General features: G+C 58.9%; 12 protein-coding genes. 5 read left to right on the top strand and 7 right to left on the bottom strand.

What is annotated here, in order from left to right:
* The first annotated feature begins 50 nt into the window (after positions 1 to 50).
* Together J2Y56_RS19165 and J2Y56_RS19160 are read left to right on the top strand one after the other, a co-directional pair.
* Entirely contained in the window at positions 51 to 1,862 is a 1,812-nt protein-coding gene (locus tag J2Y56_RS19165; RefSeq protein ID WP_310335294.1) for a DUF1302 domain-containing protein, read from the top strand.
* A 27-nt stretch (positions 1,863 to 1,889) separates the two neighbouring features.
* A complete protein-coding gene (locus tag J2Y56_RS19160) occupies positions 1,890 to 3,257 on the top strand; it encodes a DUF1329 domain-containing protein (protein ID WP_310335296.1) in 1,368 nt (455 codons plus the stop codon).
* Positions 3,258 to 3,391: 134 nt separating this feature from the next.
* Here J2Y56_RS19160 and J2Y56_RS19155 read toward each other — a convergent pair whose 3' ends face one another.
* Positions 3,392 to 6,082 (bottom strand): LuxR C-terminal-related transcriptional regulator, encoded by a 2,691-nt coding sequence (locus tag J2Y56_RS19155; protein ID WP_310352013.1) that lies wholly within the window; start codon positions 6,080 to 6,082, stop codon positions 3,392 to 3,394.
* 252 nt (positions 6,083 to 6,334) lie between these two features.
* On the opposite strand from J2Y56_RS19155, the gene J2Y56_RS19150 reads away from it, so the two are divergent.
* Both J2Y56_RS19150 and J2Y56_RS19145 read left to right on the top strand, forming a co-directional pair.
* On the top strand, positions 6,335 to 7,528 hold the full coding sequence (locus J2Y56_RS19150; protein ID WP_310335300.1) for a lipid-transfer protein: 1,194 nt from the start codon (positions 6,335 to 6,337) through the stop codon (positions 7,526 to 7,528).
* A 127-nt stretch (positions 7,529 to 7,655) separates the two neighbouring features.
* The gene (locus J2Y56_RS19145; RefSeq protein ID WP_310335302.1) at positions 7,656 to 10,388 is read left to right on the top strand and encodes a LuxR C-terminal-related transcriptional regulator; all 2,733 of its coding nucleotides are present in this window, start codon (positions 7,656 to 7,658) and stop codon (positions 10,386 to 10,388) included.
* 35 nt (positions 10,389 to 10,423) lie between these two features.
* Here the strand turns inward: J2Y56_RS19145 and J2Y56_RS19140 are convergent, their stop codons facing one another.
* From J2Y56_RS19140 to J2Y56_RS19115, 6 genes are all read right to left on the bottom strand, one after another.
* Complete coding sequence (locus J2Y56_RS19140; protein WP_310335304.1) at positions 10,424 to 11,992, bottom strand: long-chain-fatty-acid--CoA ligase; 1,569 nt, start codon at positions 11,990 to 11,992, stop codon at positions 10,424 to 10,426.
* Positions 11,993 to 12,113: 121 nt separating this feature from the next.
* The gene (locus tag J2Y56_RS19135) at positions 12,114 to 12,944 is read right to left on the bottom strand and encodes an SDR family NAD(P)-dependent oxidoreductase (protein ID WP_310335306.1); all 831 of its coding nucleotides are present in this window, start codon (positions 12,942 to 12,944) and stop codon (positions 12,114 to 12,116) included.
* Positions 12,945 to 12,976: 32 nt separating this feature from the next.
* A complete protein-coding gene (locus J2Y56_RS19130) occupies positions 12,977 to 13,393 on the bottom strand; it encodes a MaoC family dehydratase (RefSeq protein WP_310335308.1) in 417 nt (138 codons plus the stop codon).
* Between the two features lie 9 nt (positions 13,394 to 13,402).
* Positions 13,403 to 13,840, bottom strand: coding sequence for a MaoC family dehydratase N-terminal domain-containing protein (locus tag J2Y56_RS19125; protein ID WP_310335309.1), 438 nt, complete (start codon positions 13,838 to 13,840; stop codon positions 13,403 to 13,405).
* Positions 13,841 to 13,882: 42 nt separating this feature from the next.
* Positions 13,883 to 15,070 (bottom strand): lipid-transfer protein, encoded by a 1,188-nt coding sequence (locus J2Y56_RS19120; RefSeq protein ID WP_310352011.1) that lies wholly within the window; start codon positions 15,068 to 15,070, stop codon positions 13,883 to 13,885.
* A 28-nt stretch (positions 15,071 to 15,098) separates the two neighbouring features.
* Positions 15,099 to 16,238 carry an acyl-CoA dehydrogenase family protein gene (locus J2Y56_RS19115; protein ID WP_310335311.1) on the bottom strand — a complete coding sequence of 380 codons (1,140 nt, stop codon included), beginning with the start codon at positions 16,236 to 16,238 and terminating at the stop codon, positions 15,099 to 15,101.
* 277 nt (positions 16,239 to 16,515) lie between these two features.
* Between J2Y56_RS19115 and J2Y56_RS19110 the strand changes: the two genes are divergently transcribed.
* The gene (locus J2Y56_RS19110; protein ID WP_310335313.1) at positions 16,516 to 18,228 is read left to right on the top strand and encodes a hypothetical protein; all 1,713 of its coding nucleotides are present in this window, start codon (positions 16,516 to 16,518) and stop codon (positions 18,226 to 18,228) included.
* Positions 18,229 to 18,233 lie beyond the last annotated feature (5 nt).

The following is an 18,233-nucleotide window of genomic DNA, read 5'->3' as shown; positions in this document are numbered from 1 at the left end:
GCAGCAGAAACCCGCTCGCGTCGTACTTTTTCGCACAATTGGAGTGCCGCATGACAAAAACAATAATGCAGGGTGGCTTTCGCCCCCAACTGCTGGCGGCTGCCGTTGCCATCGGCATGAGCACCCAGGCCAATGCCGTCAATTTCGAAATCGGGGAAATCAAGGGTCAGTTCGATACATCACTTTCAATGGGTGCCAGCTGGGCGGTGCGCGGGGGCGATCCTGATTTCATTTCCCCTTTTAACTCGCAAGGTGCGCGCGGCAATTCGTCGTCCCGGCTGTCCGACGACAACCGACTGAACTTCAAGAAGGGTGAAACCTTCTCGAAGATATTCAAGGGCATCCATGACCTGGAGTTGAAGTACGGCGACAGCGGCATCTTTGTACGTGGCAAGTATTGGTACGACTTCGAGCTGAAGGACGAGCACCGGCCGTTCTATGACATCGACGACAGCGGTCGTAATGACATGGCCAAGGCTTCCGGTGCCGAGTTCCTCGATGCCTTTGTCTATCACAGCTACAACATCGGTGAACTACCGGGTAACGTGCGCCTGGGCAAGCAGGTGGTGAGCTGGGGCGAGAGCACCTTCATCGGCAACAGCATCAACTCGATCAACCCGATCGACGTGGCCGCCTTGCGTCGCCCGGGTGCCGAGGTCAAGGAAGGCCTGATCCCGGTCAATATGTTCTACATGTCGCAGAACATCACCGAGAATTTCAGTGCCGAGGCATTCTATCAGCTGGAATGGGAAAGCACTGTCGTTGACAACTGTGGCACTTTCTTCGGCGCAGATCCTCTGGCCAAAGGTTGCAATGACCGTCAGGTCGGCGCGGGGCTGGATCTGGCGCCTGGGCTGGCCAAAAATACCGCCAACCCGCCCGGTTTCAACAACAACACCGACGACGCCTACACCCCGCGTGTGAAGGATAACGATGCCCGTGACGGCGGTCAGTACGGTCTGGCCCTGCGCTGGTTTGTGCCAGAGCTCAACGACACCGAGATCGGTGCGTACGCGATGAACTATCACAGCCGCAGCCCGTACCTGAGCACCCTGCGTTCGACCGTGGCGTTCAATGCCGCCAACCCGGTCCCGGCGCTTCGCGCATCGCGTTATTTCGTCGATTACCCCGAAGATATCCGCCTGTATGGCCTGAGTTTCCAGACCAACGTTAACGGCACCTCGCTGGGTGGCGAAATCAGTTATCGGCCGAACATGCCGCTTCAGCTCAACAACACCGACCTGGCGGGTGCCACGACGGGTAACCCGACCGCGTTATTGAACCGCATCGGTTATGCCACCACTGCCCTGGGCGGCGAGATCAACGGCTACAAGCGTATGCCGGTACTGCAAACGCAGATGTCCGCCACCCGGTTTTTCGAGCAGGTCATGGGAGCCAGTCGCCTGACCCTGGTGGGTGAGGTGGGCTACAACCGCATCAATGGTCTGGGCGAGGCCGATGGCACCGATCTGCGCTTCGGTCGCAGCGGGATTTTCGGTGTCGGCGTTCAGCCTGGGGCAGCCAATGCCGCGTGCCTGAACACGACCAACAATCCACAGCAGGAATGCAACGACAAGGGCTTCTACACCACCAGCTCCTGGGGCTACCGCGCCCGCGCCCGTCTGGACTATCCGAACGTATTCGCCGGCATCAACCTGGCGCCAAACCTGGCCTGGTCGCATGACGTGGATGGCAACGGCCCGAACTTTGAAGAAGGACTCAAGGCCGTCAGTCTCGGTGTCGATGCCGATTACAGGAACACCTACACCGCGAGTCTCAGTTACACCGATTTCTTTGGTGGTCATTTCAATACCAACGGTGACCGTGACTTCGTCGCGCTCAGCTTTGGCGTGAACTTCTAAACAGAAGACAGTCGAGAGAAACCAAGCATGAAAACAACAACAATGATGCATATAGGCGCGCTTGCGCTGACCCTGCTGGCCGGCCAGGTGATGGCAGCCGTTTCTCAGGAAGAGGCGGCGAAACTGGGTACTACCCTAACCCCGCTCGGCGCGCAGAAGGAGGGCAATGCCGATGGCAGCATTCCGGCGTGGACGGGTGGCTTGAAGCCCGGCGCGGCACCGGTCAGCCATCGGTTCTTGGGCGATCCATTTGCGGGTGAAAAACCGTTGTTCACAATCACTCCGGCTAACGCCGCGCAGTACAAAGACAAGCTCAGCGCGGGACAATTGGCGATGCTCAATCGCTATCCCGCCACCTACAAGATACCGGTATACAAAACACACCGCACAGCCGCTGCCCCGCAGGAGATCTACGACGTCGCGAAAAAGAGTGCGTTGAACACCCAACCGATCGACGGCGGTAATGGATTGACCAATTTCAGCGAATCTCGCAACTTCGCATTCCCGATTCCGAAGAGCGGAGTCGAGGTGCTCTGGAACCATCTGACGCGCTATCGTGGCCTCAATCAGCGACGCCAGTCGGTCCAGGCCACACCGCAGGTGGATGGATCGTTTACCGTCGTCGAGTTCCAGGACGAAATGGCATTCCCGCAATACATGATCGGTGACGACAAGGCAAACAGTGACAATATATTCGCCTACTACATACAGCGCGTGACTGCGCCCGCGCGCCTGGCCGGTAACGTGGTGCTGCTGCACGAGACCATCGATCAGGTCAAGGAGCCCCGTCTGGCCTGGGTCTACAACGCCGGTCAGCGCCGCGTACGACGTGCACCGCAGATTGCCTACGACGGGCCTGGTACCGCGTCGGACGGCATGCGGACCTCGGATAATGGCGATCTGTTCAACGGTGCCCCGGATCGCTATGACTGGAAGCTGATCGGTAAAAAGGAGTTGTACATTCCTTACAACAACTACCGCCTGGCTTCGCCCTCGTTGAAATACGCCGACATTCTCAAGGCCGGGCACATCAATCAGGACTTGACCCGCTACGAACTGCACCGGGTGTGGGAAGTGGAAGGCACCCTGAAACCGGGTGAGCGTCACATCTACGCCAAGCGTCATATGTACTTCGACGAAGACACCTGGCAATTGGCAGAAGTCGACCATTACGACGGTCGTGGCCAGTTGTGGCGTGTCGGTGAAGGTATGGCGATGAACGACTACGAACAAGGCGCCGGGATTTACGCAGGTCAGGTGCTATATGACCTGGTTGCCGGTCGCTACCTGGCCATGGCATTGGGTAACGAGTTTAAGGAAGGGATCGAGTACGGCGTCCAGCCGAAACTGGCCGATTACACTCCGGCGGCATTGCGCAACGCAGGAATTCGCTGATCACTCCTGTTGTCTCGAACGATCCCCCGTAGGAGCGAGCTTGCTCGCGATAAACGTCAACGGTAACGCGTGCGGCCTGAGTGACCGCATTTTCCAGACGTCCATCGCGAGCAAGCTCGCTCCTACAACGTCTCTTATTGTTCTGCCCTTTGTCTCAACGCAGTCAATGCCTCATAGCGGGACGACACACCCAGCTTGGTGTAGATGTTCTTGAAGTTCCACTTGATGGTTTCCTGACTGAGATTCAGGGTCTGGGCGATGCGTTTGTTGGGCATCGACTGTTCAAGCAAACTGATGATTTCCAGTTCCCGCTTGGTAAACAGCGAGGACTCCCCCGCCGACGAATCTTTCATTGCACGTGACGATGCAGGGCCAGTGCTGGCGCAGTTCAACGGGACGGCCGCCAACCGATTGCGGTAACTGTCCAGGACCGGATCGTCACGGCAATCCAGACTGGCCAGCAGGGCCAGCAGGGAAGGGCCTTCATCCAATAGAGTGCGCACCAGGCCCAGCCGATAGCTTTCACCGACGACTTCACGCAATAGCACGGTGGATTCTGCCGAGCGTCCAAAATCATTGAGCGCAACGGCACGCAACAAGCCCGACTGGATTCGCCATTTACCTCGACAGTAGCGACTGGCGAACTGCTCGACGATGTCCAGGGCCAGGAGGGCGCGATCCGGCTCTTGCCTGGCCAGGCAGATGCGCGCGCGCGAAAGGGCCGCGAGGGCACTGATTTCCTGCGCAAGTGGCGTGTCGCCCGAGTGGCGATGGGTCAGCGCGTCAAGGCCGGCCCTCTGACTTTCGCACTGTCGCCAATCGCCGTTTCCAAGCAGGAAGCGTATTTGCTCGGTCAGGTTATGGGCCAGTGCGCGATCGAATCCCCGAGCACGAAACTCCATCGCCATCTTGGCCAGGTAAGTCAGCGCACTGGCCGTGGACTCCTGCAAGTAGTTCATGCGAGCGACACTGATCATCGCAGAGATGGTCACCGATGGCGGAGCGAATCGCAAAAGATCGAGACGATTGCTCAAGGCTTCGCGTACATCGTCAATGCGATCCATCTCGTAGTGCGCTTCGGCGACCGCCACCGCGCAGGTGCATGCGCTGACTGAACGACGACCGTGATTGCGCTCCGCCAGGAGTAGAACATCAATGAGATGCCGTGAGGCCTCTATGACGTTTCCATTGAGTAATACCCCATGGGCAACGGTGGCGACGATCATCAGCGCCAACTCGTCATGGCTGGTGCGCAGCGTTTGGCATTCAGGGCTATTGAGGTATTCCCAGGCTTGTTGCTGAAGTCCGAGGTAGACCAGGCAGTTGATGTACAGGCAGACACGCATCCGCTCATTGAACGGGTGCGTGAAGCTGCGCTCTGGCAATCCCTGGACGAGCTCGCTGCAACGTGCCAGGTCATCGTGTTGCAAAGCGATCGCTGCTTTGGCGAGATCGATTTGTGGCTTCCAGTTGGTCTTGGTCGCCGGACTTTTTTCGAGCACGTCGATCCAGGTTTCCGCCTTACTGGTCAGCATCGTCAACAAGCAGCCCCAGGCACCTTGAAGTAGCACCTTGGGGTGCTGTGTCAATTGTTCCAGGGGCACACAATCGAGCCAGCGCATGAATTGACCCAAATGACTCAGGCTGTGGTAGGTCGGCTGCTTTCGTTCCAGCAGCCAGACCAGTTCCTCAAGGTCTTCGCTGAGTACCGCATGACGGGTCGCTTCGCTCAGCATCCCGGCGTGTTCGAACCAATGCGCCGCACGCAGGTGCAGTCGGGGCAAGTCTGCATCCGACGCGGTCAAGCGTTGTTGCAGGTATTCGGCGAATAGCGGATGCAACCGGTACCACTGCTGCTGGCTCTCCATGTCGACAGGCAGGATGAACAGGTTGCGGTTCTCGATGCTGGCAATCAGTTCGGCGGCTTGCGGTGACTGGCTGACGTGCTCGGCTACCTGCGCATTGAAGCGGCGCAAAATCGAGATTTTCTCGAGAAATCCGATGACCTCCGTGGGTAACCCGTTCACCACGTCTTCGGCCAGGTAGTCCTGCAAATCGCTGTTGCCGGGTAGCAGTCGATGGATCTTCGCTTCCTTGCGCGGGTTGGCCTTGAGCGAGATGGACATCAATTGCAGGCCAATGGGCCAGCCATCCGTGTTGTCGTGGATGGAGTGCGCCAGTTCCATATCGATGCCTTCGTCCAGATAGGCCTTGAGGAAGGCCAGGGACTCGTTGAAATCAAAACCAAGCTCGGTGGCGTTGATCTCACAGAGCTCTGCCATCGCTCGTAGTCGGCCGAGCTTCAGATTGGGATTCACCCGTGAGGCCAGCACAATGTGAAGCTGCGCCGGAGCACCATCCACTATCAGTTGAATCAGGCGGGAAATGCGTGGATCGGTGGCGAAATGGAAATCATCGATCATCAAGTACAGCGCACTGCTGACCCGCGCCAAGGTGTTGATCATCACCGACGCCAGCGCGAGCAGGCCGTCCAGTGACTCGCGCTCGATCAACAGCAAGAGATCGTCCTCCAGGGGGACACCAGCATTTTGGAGGGTGCAGATGAGGTTGGCGCAGAACGACTCCGGGACGCCATCCTCCTGGGCGAGAGATAGCCATACGACAATGTTGCCGTCTTTGATCAGGCTTTGTCGCCACTGCGCCATCAGTGTGGTCTTGCCGAACCCCGCGCTGCCATTGATCAGGGTCAGGCGGCAATCCCGAGCCGCTTGCAGGCGGGCCAGCAGCGTCTCCCGCAGCACTGCGTGACTGCTGATGCGTGGCGGCGAGAAGCGGGTGGTAATTGGCGGGGAACTCGGAAGCATGGCTAATCCAGTCTGCTGCGGATTTCAAAGGCTTTTGAAAGATTTTAGGCCGATTACAGCACGTTTATGCAATGACTAAATTACTCGCGAGGGCAAACGCAATTGGGCGAAGAAGGGGGGGGCCACCCCAATCCCCCCCGCAGGACGCGGGTACAGCCTGCAGCTGATTTCGTAACGATGACAGCCTGGATTGCTCGGGATATCGAGCAAAGCGAGAAGCCGCAGTGGGCTGAATTTTTTATGGAGAATGTGATGTCGCACAAACCGTACGTTGCCGGGGTTGGCATGATCCCGTTTCTGAAGCCTGGGGCCAGTGGGTCGTATATCGAAATGGGCGCTGAAGCTACTCGTCAGGCATTGAAAGACGCAGGACTGGACTATCACCTGGTTCAACAGGCTTATGTCGGATATGTCTATGGCGATTCTACCTGCGGCCAATCGGCACTCTACGAAGTGGGCATGAGTGGCGTTCCGGTAGTGAACGTAAACAACAACTGCTCCACGGGTTCCACAGCCCTGTACCTGGCTCGCCAGGCCGTGGAAAGCGGGGCGGTGGAATGCGCCTTGGCCCTGGGCTTCGAGCAAATGCAACCCGGCGCCCTGGGTGCGGTGTTTACTGATCGTCCGGCATGCATGGGCAAGCACCTTCAGGTCTCGGACGAACTGACCGCTGACGCTGGCGCGATCGGCGTTCCGATGACGCTGCGCCAGTTTGGTGGTGCGGGGCGTGAACACATGCAGCGTTATGGCACCGAGATGAGCACATTTGCCGCGATTCGCGCCAAGGCCAGCCGTCATGCCGCAAACAACCCGCTCGCGCTGTTCCGTAAAATCGTCACCACCGAAGATGTGATGAACGATCAAGTGCTCTGGCCGGGTGTGATGACACGTCTGATGGCTTGCCCGCCTACCTGTGGCGCAGCCGCTGCGATCATCTGTAGCGAAGCGTTCGCCAAGAAACATGGTCTGCGCACTGACGTGATGATCATGGCGCAATCGATGACCACTGATCGTGGGGTTTCCTTCGAACCGGCATCGATGATCCAGACGGTCGGTTTCGACATGACCCAGCGTGCCGCTCAAGAGGTGTACGAGAAGGCGGGTGTCGGGCCGCAGGATATCCTGGTTGCCGAAATGCATGACTGCTTTGCCCAGAATGAGCTACTGACCTACGAAGCCTTGGGTCTGTGCCCGGTAGGAGGCGCCGAAAAATTCGTGCTCGATGGCGATAACACCTACGGCGGGCGTGTGGTGACTAACCCATCCGGTGGGCTGCTCTCCAAGGGCCATCCGCTGGGGGCCACAGGTCTGGCTCAGTGCTATGAACTGACACACCAGCTGCGCGGCACCGCTGACAGGCGCCAGGTCGAAGGGGTGAATCTCGCCCTGCAACACAACCTCGGTCTGGGCGGCGCCTGCGTCGTCACGCTCTACGGCCGCGCTTGATGTCGTTCGCGTGCGCACGTAAGGCGCACGCGTTTTTTTGCACCGAACGCAGTGAATCAGCATGGCGTACTTCCTGTATTAAACTGTCGGTCTGCACTTGAAGAAGATTGTCTCCGGAATTCAGTCGATGGCTATGCCACCCCAAGATCCCAAGCGCCACCTGTCAGTCGATCGGGTGCCTCAACTCATCCCTGACACCAAGGTCATTCCACCTCGCGGTGCACGCCAGCTCATGCCCCGAACGACAATGATGAGTCGTCTGATGGAGGCGCGGCGGCAGCGCTGTATCGCAATCCAGGGGCCTGCCGGAAGCGGCAAGACCAGCACCTTGCTGGCCTGGCGCCGGGAATTGATAGCGATTGATTTCGACGTCGCCTGGCTGTCACTGACTGGAGAGGATAATGAGCCGGCGCGACTGGCCAACTGCTTGTTGGCCAGCGTTGCCGAGGTCGACGGCGCGCTTGCACGAGAAGCTGCTTTGTTGCTCGGGGACGGTGGTGGCGAGTTGGCGCTCGAACACTGGGTCATCGTCCTGCTTCAGTCTGTGGCTCAACACGGCTCTGAGCTGGTGGTGATGATCGATGATGTGCATCACCTCAATGATGCAGACAACTTCAAGGTGCTGGGCTGGCTGCTCGACTATGCACCGCCGAACCTTCACCTGGTGCTCGGCACGCGCATTGCGTTACCCGCAACACTACCGCTTGCGCGTCTGCGCACCCAGGGTCAGTTGAGCGAGTATGACCTGCGGGACTTGCGTTTCAGTGTCGAAGAGTCGGAACGATATTTGCGACAGTTTGGCGAGATCAGCACCCACGATGCCGAGGCCTTGCATGACTTGACCGACGGTTGGGTGGCTGGCCTGCAATTGTTCGCAATCGACTTGAAATCCAGGCACGGCAGCAACTTCAATCGCATGCAGGTGCGAGGCGCCGGGGCCTTTGCGCAGTACTTCGAGCAGGAGGTGTTGATCCACTTGCCACTCGAAGACCGGCAGTTGCTGACTCATTCTTCGATCTGCAATCGCTTCACCGCCCCCTTGTGCGCCAGGCTTGTTGGCAAGCCTCACGCGATTGCCGGGATGATGAGCCAATTGACCCGCCTCGACAGCGATAACCTGTTCATCACCCAGATCAAGAGCCACGACAGGGAAACCTGGTACCGCCTCCACCCGTTGTTGCGCGAGGTACTGCGCGAGCACCTGAGCCGTCAGCCCGAGGAGGAACAAAAAAAACTCCATGCAGTGGCGCGGGACTGGCTGCTCGAACAGGGGCATATCGACGAGGCGGTGCGCCACGCCGTACTGGCTGGCGATTTTCAAATCGCGGCCGAGATTGTCGAAGCCTGTGCGCACGAATTGATGGCGCGTGGGTCTCTCAGTCAATTGCCCAACCTGCTGCGCAGGCTGCCCATGGAACAGATGCGCGAGCGCTATAGCCTGCAACTGGTGATGGCGCAGTTACAGCTGCATGCGCATAACTTTGCAGAGGGGCAACAGATACTTGACCAGTTGGAGACTCAACAGCACAGGCTGAATGTTCAACAGCGTCAAGGCCTGCTGGTAACGCGTGGCACGCTGGCCATGCAGCGTGACCTGACCGAGGCGGCATGGTGCTTCGCTCCGGAACTGGAAGCGATACCTGACGATGCCGACGATCTGATATTGACCGGTCGCGCCTCCATTCTTGCCTGGTTGTATTTGTTCAGCGGTGATCACGAGCGAGTGCGCGCAATCATCCAGCACAGTGATCGCCCGAATACCTCACCGCGCCGGACCCTCGTTGGCCGATGCATCTACGGCATGAGCCTGGTGCATGAGGGACGCATCAGTGAAGCGGAAAATATCTTTCGCAACACCCTGGAAGCAGCAAAATCGCACGGCAGCAGTGCCGCGGTCGCTGGCCATGCTGCTGCCGCTTTCCTGGCCAGCCTGTTGTACGAACAACACAATCTGGCCGATGTCTGCCATTTGCTTGAACCTCGCCTCGACATCCTTGAGCGGATTTCCATGCCCAACATCGTCTTGCACAGTCTTCTGTCGCTGAGCCGCGCTTGTTGGCTCAAGGGCGAGCAAACCCAGGCCGTGCTTTATCTGGATCGCTTGAAAGACTACGCACAGCGCTACGACCTGGGCCGTCTGCTCGCCTGGACACTGTACGTGCGTATGCGTTGGTGTCTCGAAAAACTCCATACTTCGCAGGCCGAAGCCCTTTTGAGCGAGCTTCAGGAACTCGCCGACAAGCAGGCCGGCATCCATCGCGGTACGCCACTGATCATCCAGCTTTTGGCCATGCGGGCGGCTATCGAATTGAGTTTGTATCAGCGCGAATTCAGTGTGGCGATCGAACAAATCGCACTGCTGATCAACCAGTGTGAAACGGCTACGCATTGGCAGTGGGTGGCCATCGCCCGGCTCCAACTGTCCATCGCTGAAAAGGGGCGAGGGCGTGACGAGCAAGCGCTCGAACAATTGATTGAAGTCATGCATCTGGGACACCGCTTGGGCCTGGTACGCAGTCTGCTCGATGTTGCGCCACAACTGCCTCAAATGCTGAACGATTTGCTGCAGGCCAATGCGCTTGATCCGGTGCTTGCGTTCTATGCACAGCGCCTGATCGCAGCGGGCAGGCCGACAGAAAAAGCCGGGCGCACAGTGATTTCATCGGTTGCGAACTTGAGTGAGCGGGAGAGTGAGGTCGTGCAACTGATGGCACAAGCCATGACCAACAAGAAAATTGCCCGCACCCTTGGCGTGTCACCTGAAACGGTGAAATGGCACATCAAGAATCTGTTCGCCAAGCTCGACGCCACCGGCAGGGAAGAAGCGATTGCCAAATGGCGCGACCTGAATACCTTGTAGGAGCAGCCGTTCGACGCTCCTACAGGCATCGAACGTCAGTTGACGTTGCTCAGACGGTTTTCCCAGAACGGTTTGCGCAGTTCGTTTTTCAGTACCTTGCCGACGCTGGACATCGGCAATGAAGTGCGAAACTCGATACTGCGGGGCACCTTGTAGCCGGCAATCAATTCCCGACAATGGGCGACCACACCGTCTTCGGTAACGCTGGCACCAGGTTTGAGGATGATCACGGCATGCACTGTTTCCCCCCATTTGTTGCAGGGAATACCAATCACAGCCGCTTGGGCAACGGCCGGATGGCTCACAAGGGCGTTCTCGACTTCGGCGGTGAAGATGTTCTCGCCACCGCTGACAATCATGTCCTTGAGGCGGTCGCAGATGTAGATGAAGCCATCGGCGTCCATGTAGCCGCCGTCACCGGTATGCATCCAGCCGCCGCGAAGCGCCTCGGCGGTGGCCTCCGGTTTGTTCCAGTAACCAAGCATGACGTTGGGTCCACGCACCAGGATTTCGCCGACGGTGCCGCGGGGCACTTCGTGATCCTCGGCATCGGCGATGCGGATTTCCACGCAACTGATGGGCAGCCCGGCTGAGTACATCTTCCCGCTGCGCTGATGTTCCTCGCAGTGGTACTCGGCGCCCAGCATGGTGATACCAGGGGCCATTTCGGTCATACCATAGCCTTGGGCGAACTGGGCCGCAGGGAATGTCTGACGGGCGCGCTCGAGCAAGACTGGGGTAATGGGCGAGGCACCGTAGGTGATTTCCCGAAGCGAACTCAGGTCCAGTGCCGTATGGGTCGGATTTTTCTGGTGCCAGTCGAGGAGCATCTGCAGCATGGTCGGCGCTAGAAAGGTGTCCGTGGCTTGCTCCCGGCTGATCTGCTCGAGCACCTCTTGCGTTTTGAAGGCAGGCAGCACGATATGCATACCACCGCTGAGGAACAGCACGACCATCGCAGCCAGGTCGGCCAGATGGAACATTGGCATGGCATGCAGGTAGCGCGTATGTGCGCCATAGCCCACACGATCCTGGTTGGCGAGGGCGGAAATACCGATATTGTTGTGACTGAGCATGACGCCCTTGGGGAAACCGGTGGTGCCGCCGGTGTAGAAGATTCCGAGAAGGGAATCGCCACAACGGTGCGCGTCTTCCACCGGTTCGTTCTCGGCGATCAGGGTTTCGTAATTGAGCATGCCCTCGGGCGTATCGCCGTCACCGGCATAAATCACCAAGCGGATGCTCTTCGCCTCGACGGCCACCTGGGTACCCAGTTTCTGGAAGGCGTCATCGACGATCAGCACGCAGGTTTGCGAGTCATCCAGGGAGTAGACGATCTCTGCCGCGCTCCAGCGGATGTTGACCGGCGTGAGGACGGCATCGGCCCATGGCACAGCCTGGTAATACTCGATATAGCGTTGGGAGTTGAGCGAGAGCATCGCGACGCGCTCGCCGCTGGCCACGCCCAGGCGTTTGAGCCCGCCGGCCAGCCGGGCAACACGATCACCCAGTTCGGCAAAGGTTACACTGCGGCCCTGATAACGGATTGCCGTGGCATTGGGACGCTGCTGCCGATGGCGCTGCAGCCCTTGGGTCATGTACATCGAAACCTCCAATATTGTTTTTGTAGGGAGTCGCACTTGCGAAGCGCCAGGCCGTAATCTCATTGTCCGGGCATTCTTCCCACCATGGGAGAGAAGAGTGCCCGGCAAGACGAACGGTGATTTACAGGGTGCCGTAGCCGCCGCCGCAAACCAGGGCCTGACCGGTGACGTAGTTGGCTTCCGGCAGGCACAACATCACCACCGAACCGGCGGCTTCTTCGGCTGTGCCAGGGCGTCCAAGGGGAATGGCTGAGCTGGCCGTATCGATACGCTCCTGTTGAACGCCGACCTTGATTTCACGACCTTCAATATTGATGGTCTTGCTCTCGTCGCCAGCCAACGCCTGGGTCAATCGGGTATCGATGAAACCGAAGGCCACAGTGTTGACATTGACCTTCAGACGGCCCCACTCCTTGGCCAGGGTCTTGGTCATGCCGATGATGCCGGCCTTGGCTGCGGAGTAGTTGGATTGACCGGCGTTACCGCCAGCAGCAACCGAGGAAATGTTGACGATCTTGCGCAACACTTCGCGGCCTTCGGCAGCGTCTTTCTTGGCTTGGGCGCTGATGATCGGCTGGGCTGCACGCAGGATGCGGAACGGTGCGGTCAAGTGGCAGTCGATGATCGCGTACCATTGTTCGTCGGTCATCTTCTGGATGACGTTGTCCCAGGTATAACCAGCGTTGTTGATGATGATGTCAATACCACCGTAGTTCTGGACGGCAGTCTGAACGAAACGCTCGGCGAAATCGGCGGCGGTCACGCTGCCGACGCAGGCAACGGCTTCACCACCGGCCTGGCGAATTTCAGCCACGACTTCTTCGGCGGGCGCCGAGTCCAGATCGTTGACCACGACTTTAGCGCCATAGGCTGCCAGTTGCAGTGCGACGCTACGACCGATACCACGACCGGAACCGGTGACCAGGGCGACTTTGCCTTCAAGCTTTTTCATTGAAATTGTTCCTTAGACTTTGGGTTTAAATATCAGGCGAGGGCGACAACGGCTTCGCCGGCCAGCTTCTCTTCGCCGTACTGATTGGCGCAGCGAAGCGCCAGGCGCACACGACGCTCGCCAGCTTCTTCGAACTTCTCGATGACCTTGCCGGTGCAGGTCGGGATGTGTCCGAGCTGGGTGATTCCGGTAAAACGCACCGACAGGCTGCGCATTTGGCTTTGCGGCACCCAGGCGGTCAGCAGGCGTCCGAGGTACGCCGCGGACAACATGCCGTGGGCGAACACATCGTCCATCCGCGACTTGCGGGCGAAGTCGAGGTCGACGTGGATCGGGTTGTGATCACCCGACGCGCCGCAATACAAGGCGAGGATGGTGCGGTTAACCGGCTGCAGCTTGAGCAGCGGGATCTCGTCACCGACCTGGATATCGGAAAATTGAACGCTCATGACGACTCCTTAGCGCTGCACAAGGGAGGAGCGGATATCGGCGATGTGCGCGCCATCCTGATTGGTGACGCGTGCTTCAATGACCACGAACTGAAGGGCACCACCTTTTTTTTCGTAAAGGTCGGAGATGAAACCATCGAAGGTCAGTACATCGCCGGCGTAGGCCATTTTGTAGTAGACGAAGGACTGCTCGGCGTGGAGGACTCGGCCGAGGTCAAAGCCAACCAGATTGAGCAGTTCCACCACATCGCGGCCTTCGCTTTCCAGACACTTGAGGAAGGTCGGAGGGACCGGCAAGGATTTGTGGCCGGCCGCCATCGCGGCGGTTTCGTCGATGTAGACCGGATCGGCTTCGCCGATGGCCTTGGCAAAGAAGCGCAGGCGACCCTTTTCAACATCGACGCTGTACGCGCCGATTTTGTGCCCGATTAGATTTTTGTCTGCCATGTTCACTTGGCTCCTATGTCAAAACGCGCCTGAACAGGGCGATCAATTTTTACCAAACAGCGTGACGACACAGGCGCCACCCAGGCCCAGGTTGTGTTGCAGGGCAATCTCCACGCCTTCCACCTGGCGCTTGTTGGCGGTGCCGCGCAGCTGGTGGGTCAGCTCATAGCACTGGGCAAGGCCGGTGGCGCCCAGCGGGTGGCCCTTGGAGAGCAGACCGCCGGACGGGTTGGTTACGACCTTCCCGCCATAAGTGTTGTCGCCATCGAGAATGAAACGTTCGGCCTCGCCGATCGGGCAAAACCCCAGAGCTTCATAGGTCAGCAATTCGTTGTGGGCGAAGCAGTCGTGCAGTTCGACCACGCGGATGTCTTCGGGGCCGATGCCTGCTTGTTCGTAGACCTGGCTGGCGGCAGCCTGGGCCATGTGAAAACCGGCGAAGCTGATCATCGACGGCGGGTCGAAGGACTCGACCACGTCGGTGGTCATCGATTGGGCAAGGATCGCGACGTCAGTGCGCAAGCCGTGTTTTTTGGCAAAGGCTTCGCTGCAAACAATCGCGGCAGCGCCACCGCAGGTCGGCGGACATGCCATCAGGCGAGTCATGACGCCCGGCCAGATGACCTTGTCATTCATCACTTCTTCGGTGGTGACCACGTTCTTGAACAGCGCCAACGGGTTGTTGGCGGCGTGGCGGCTGGCCTTGGAGCGGATCGCGGCGAAGGCCTCCATCGAGGTGCCGTAGCGTTGCATGTGCTCACGACCGGCACCGCCGAAACCGCGCAAGGCCTGAGGGATGTCGGCAGCATCTGCGGTGAGCGATTCAAGTACGTGCAGAAAGCGCGCGCGGGGGCGAGGACGGTCATCCCAATGCGATCTCAGCGCGCCAGCCTGCATCTGCTCGAAGCCCAACGCCAGGGCGCATTCGACCTGACCACAGGCCACGGCGGCGCGGGCCAGATACAGGGCAGTAGAACCGGTGGAGCAGTTGTTGTTGACGTTGACCACCGGAATACCGGTAAGGCCCACCTCGTACAGGGCGGTCTGGCCACTGGTGGAGTCGCCGAACACGTAGCCGGTGAAGGCCATCTGGATTTTGTCGTAGCCAATCCCTGCGTCCTTCAGCGCAAGGCGCAGCGCTTCTGCGCCCATCTCGGTGTAGGTCGGGCTGGCGCCCGGCTTGCTGAAGGGAATCATGCCGACGCCGGCAACGATTACTTTGTCGCTCATGTCTTTGCTCTCGGTAAAAAAAAGGGGGTTAAAGTTTGCGGGCGATCAATTCGCGCTGGACTTCGTTGGTGCCGCCGAAGACGCGTGAAACGCGCAGGTCGACAAAGGCGCGGGCCACCGGGTACTCGAGCATGTAGCCGTAACCACCGTGCAACTGGACCATGTCGTCCAGGTGTTTCCACAGGGTCTCGGTGGCGAACAGTTTGGCGATGGCGGCTTCTTCTACGGTCAGCTTGCGACGCATGTGTTCGCTGATGTAGTAATCGACCATAGTGCGCACCGCGACCGAGGCAGCCTTGGCATCGGCCAGCTTGAATTTGGTGTTTTGAAAATCCCACACCGTCCCACCGAAGGCCTTGCGGTCCTTGACGTACTCGATGGTCTGTTCCAGCAGACGTTCCAGGCGAATGGCGGCGTAGATGGCGATGCCCAGTCGCTCCTGTGGCAGCTCCTGCATCATGTAGGCGAAGCCTTTACCTTCTTCGCCCAGCAGGTTGTCGACGGGCACGCGCACATCGTCGAAAAACATCTCCGCGGTGTCGGACGCACGCTGGCCTACCTTGTCGAGCTTGCGGCCACGTCGAAAACCTTCGCGACTGGTTTCAACCATGATCAGGCTGATGCCTTTGGAACCTGCCGTCGGGTCGGTTTTGCAGGCCACCAGAACCATGTCGCAGTTGAGGCCACTGCTGATGAATGTCTTGCTGCCATTGATGACGTATTCGTCGCCATCACGGACCGCGGTGGTTCGCGCAGCCTTCAGGTCACTGCCGCTGCCTGGCTCGGTCATGCCGAGGGCGAGGATGGTTTCGCCACTGCAGATGCTCGGCAGCCAACGATGCTTTTGTTCCTCCGTACCGAAACGCACGATGTACATCGCAATGATGTCCGAGTGCAGGCCGAAGCTGACGCCAGACACACCCGCACGGTGCATTTCTTCGTTGATGACTGTCGCGTGGCCGAAGTCTCCACCGCCACCGCCATACACCGCAGGAACCATGGAGCACAACAAACCTTCGCGACCGGCCTTGAGCCAGGTCTGGCGGTCGACCTTGCCGGCCTCGTCCCATTCGGCCTGACGGGGCACGCATTCGCGCTCGAAGAAGCGGCGGGCGGTCTCGCGAAACATTTCATGATCTTCGCGAAAGATGGATCGTTGAATGTGCATTACGGACTCCAGTGTCTGTAAAAGGATCGGCAGGCGACTCCTGGGGGGTGAGCCATATGTCCGAGGGACTGGAGGAATGCTGCCGGGGTGGCTGTCGCTGCATCCCTCCCCGCGGTGGGGGGGGATGAATGTGCTGCAACGGCAGATCGCGGGGAGGGACCTACTCATCATGGGGGGGGGAGTGAATGACTGGGGCTTCGTAGGCTCTGCGTCGCAGGTGTCGCGTCAGCGCGATTAGCGCCTTGGCACCGAGTTCATTCCTTCAAGGAGTTGCACAATGAGAAGCATAACAATCACAAAGCTTCGCTTCGCACAGCTGGGGGCGTGCCTGGCGCTGGCCGGTCTATCCGCGATGGCGGCTGCCCAGACCCCGCCGCCGATGAATCCTTATCTGGCCCAGACCTTCAGCAACCAGGCCCATTGGAACAGCGCCCAGACCGACAGTACCGAGATTGCGGTACCGCGTGGTTCCTACGAGCTGACGCCGGAGTCGTTGACGTACCTGCCCAGCGATGCGGGTGGTATGCCGCACTTTGTCGACAAGGTCGGTGACACCATGGTCACGTGGTGGTGGTCGGGCCTGGGCCTGCGCAAGTACAACCAGATCGACGGCAAACTGGTGGAAGTGGCTCGCACCGAAATGCCGCTGAAGTTGCCTGATTTCCAGAAGGTCGATGACAAGCAACGCCTGAAGCAGACCCAGGATGTCAAACGCTTGCTCGACAACAAGGACGAGCAGGGTTTGCTCGATTACATGCGCGGGCAGCCCAATCGAGTCATCAGCAGCATCAATGATCAGCTGCGTGGCGGCGCCCTCTATTCGATGCTGACCCGCGAAGATGCCTTCATTGGTGCCGGTGGCCGGCAGATTTTCCGGGTCGACCAGGTCGATCCGAAAAAGCCTGACTCAGCCATGGGCACGCCGCTGGTGCGTGTGCTGCCGGAAACGCTCTACGACAACGAGAAGGTCAAGCGCGGCACTGATTTCACGGTCGATTTCAATTTCGGCATGGGCATGACGTTCAACGGCTATCTGGTGCTCAACACGGTTGGCGGCAAAGTCATTACCCTCAATCCAAAAAACCTGGAAATCGTCGATACCTATGCCGTCGATGGCGCGGACGAACTGTTCCTCAACGGTTTTGCCAATGGCGATGAGGCGGGTGGCGGGGCGGTCTACGTGGCCTCGAACCAGAACATGTATCGCCTGGTGGTGGATGCCAACGGCAAGATCCACAGCGATGACGCCAGCGGTGCCTGGAAGGCCGCGTATGACCGAGGCATCCGTATTTCCGCCTTGAAAGTCGCCGACGGCACGGGCTCGACACCGACCTTGATGGGCTTCGGACCGGACGAAGATAAACTCGTGGTAATCACCGACGGCGCGCAGAAAATGCGCCTGGTAGCGTTTTGGCGTGATCAGTTGCCGGCTGGCTGGCAGCAGAAGCCCGGCACGCTTTCGGCGCGCATCGCTGACCAGCGGCAAGTGGACGTGGGCGACGACGTCGAAACCGTTCAATCCGAGCAATCAGTGTCGACCTACGGCGACTATGCCTTCGTGGTCAACAACATCATCAGCAAGGATGCCCCTTACCTGGCGCGCGACAACTATTACGTGAGCATGCTCAACGGTGCTACGCGACCGGGGCCGAAAGGTGTGGCGATGTTGAAGTGGGACCAGGGCAGTAATGGGTGGAAACAGCTGTGGATGCGCAACGACGTGTCGTCGATCTCTACGGTGCCGATGATCAGTGGTGGCGGCCGGATGGCGATCATTGATGGTTACTTCACCCGCGACTGGAACGACCGCTATCACATCGGCATGGACCTCGACAGCGGCGACACCGTGTTGAAGATCCATACCGGCAGCGATCCGCGTTTCAATGGCATGTACTCGGCGATCAAGGTCAACGAAACCGGTGCGATTCAGTACGGCATGGCCTTCGGCCTGGTCCGCCTGGATACCACCAAAATGAAAAAACTCGATTGACCTGT

Origin of the sequence: Pseudomonas sp. BE134 (assembly GCF_031456105.1) — a bacterium.
Lineage (GTDB): Bacteria > Pseudomonadota > Gammaproteobacteria > Pseudomonadales > Pseudomonadaceae > Aquipseudomonas.
This window is presented reverse-complemented; position numbering and strand designations above follow the sequence as displayed.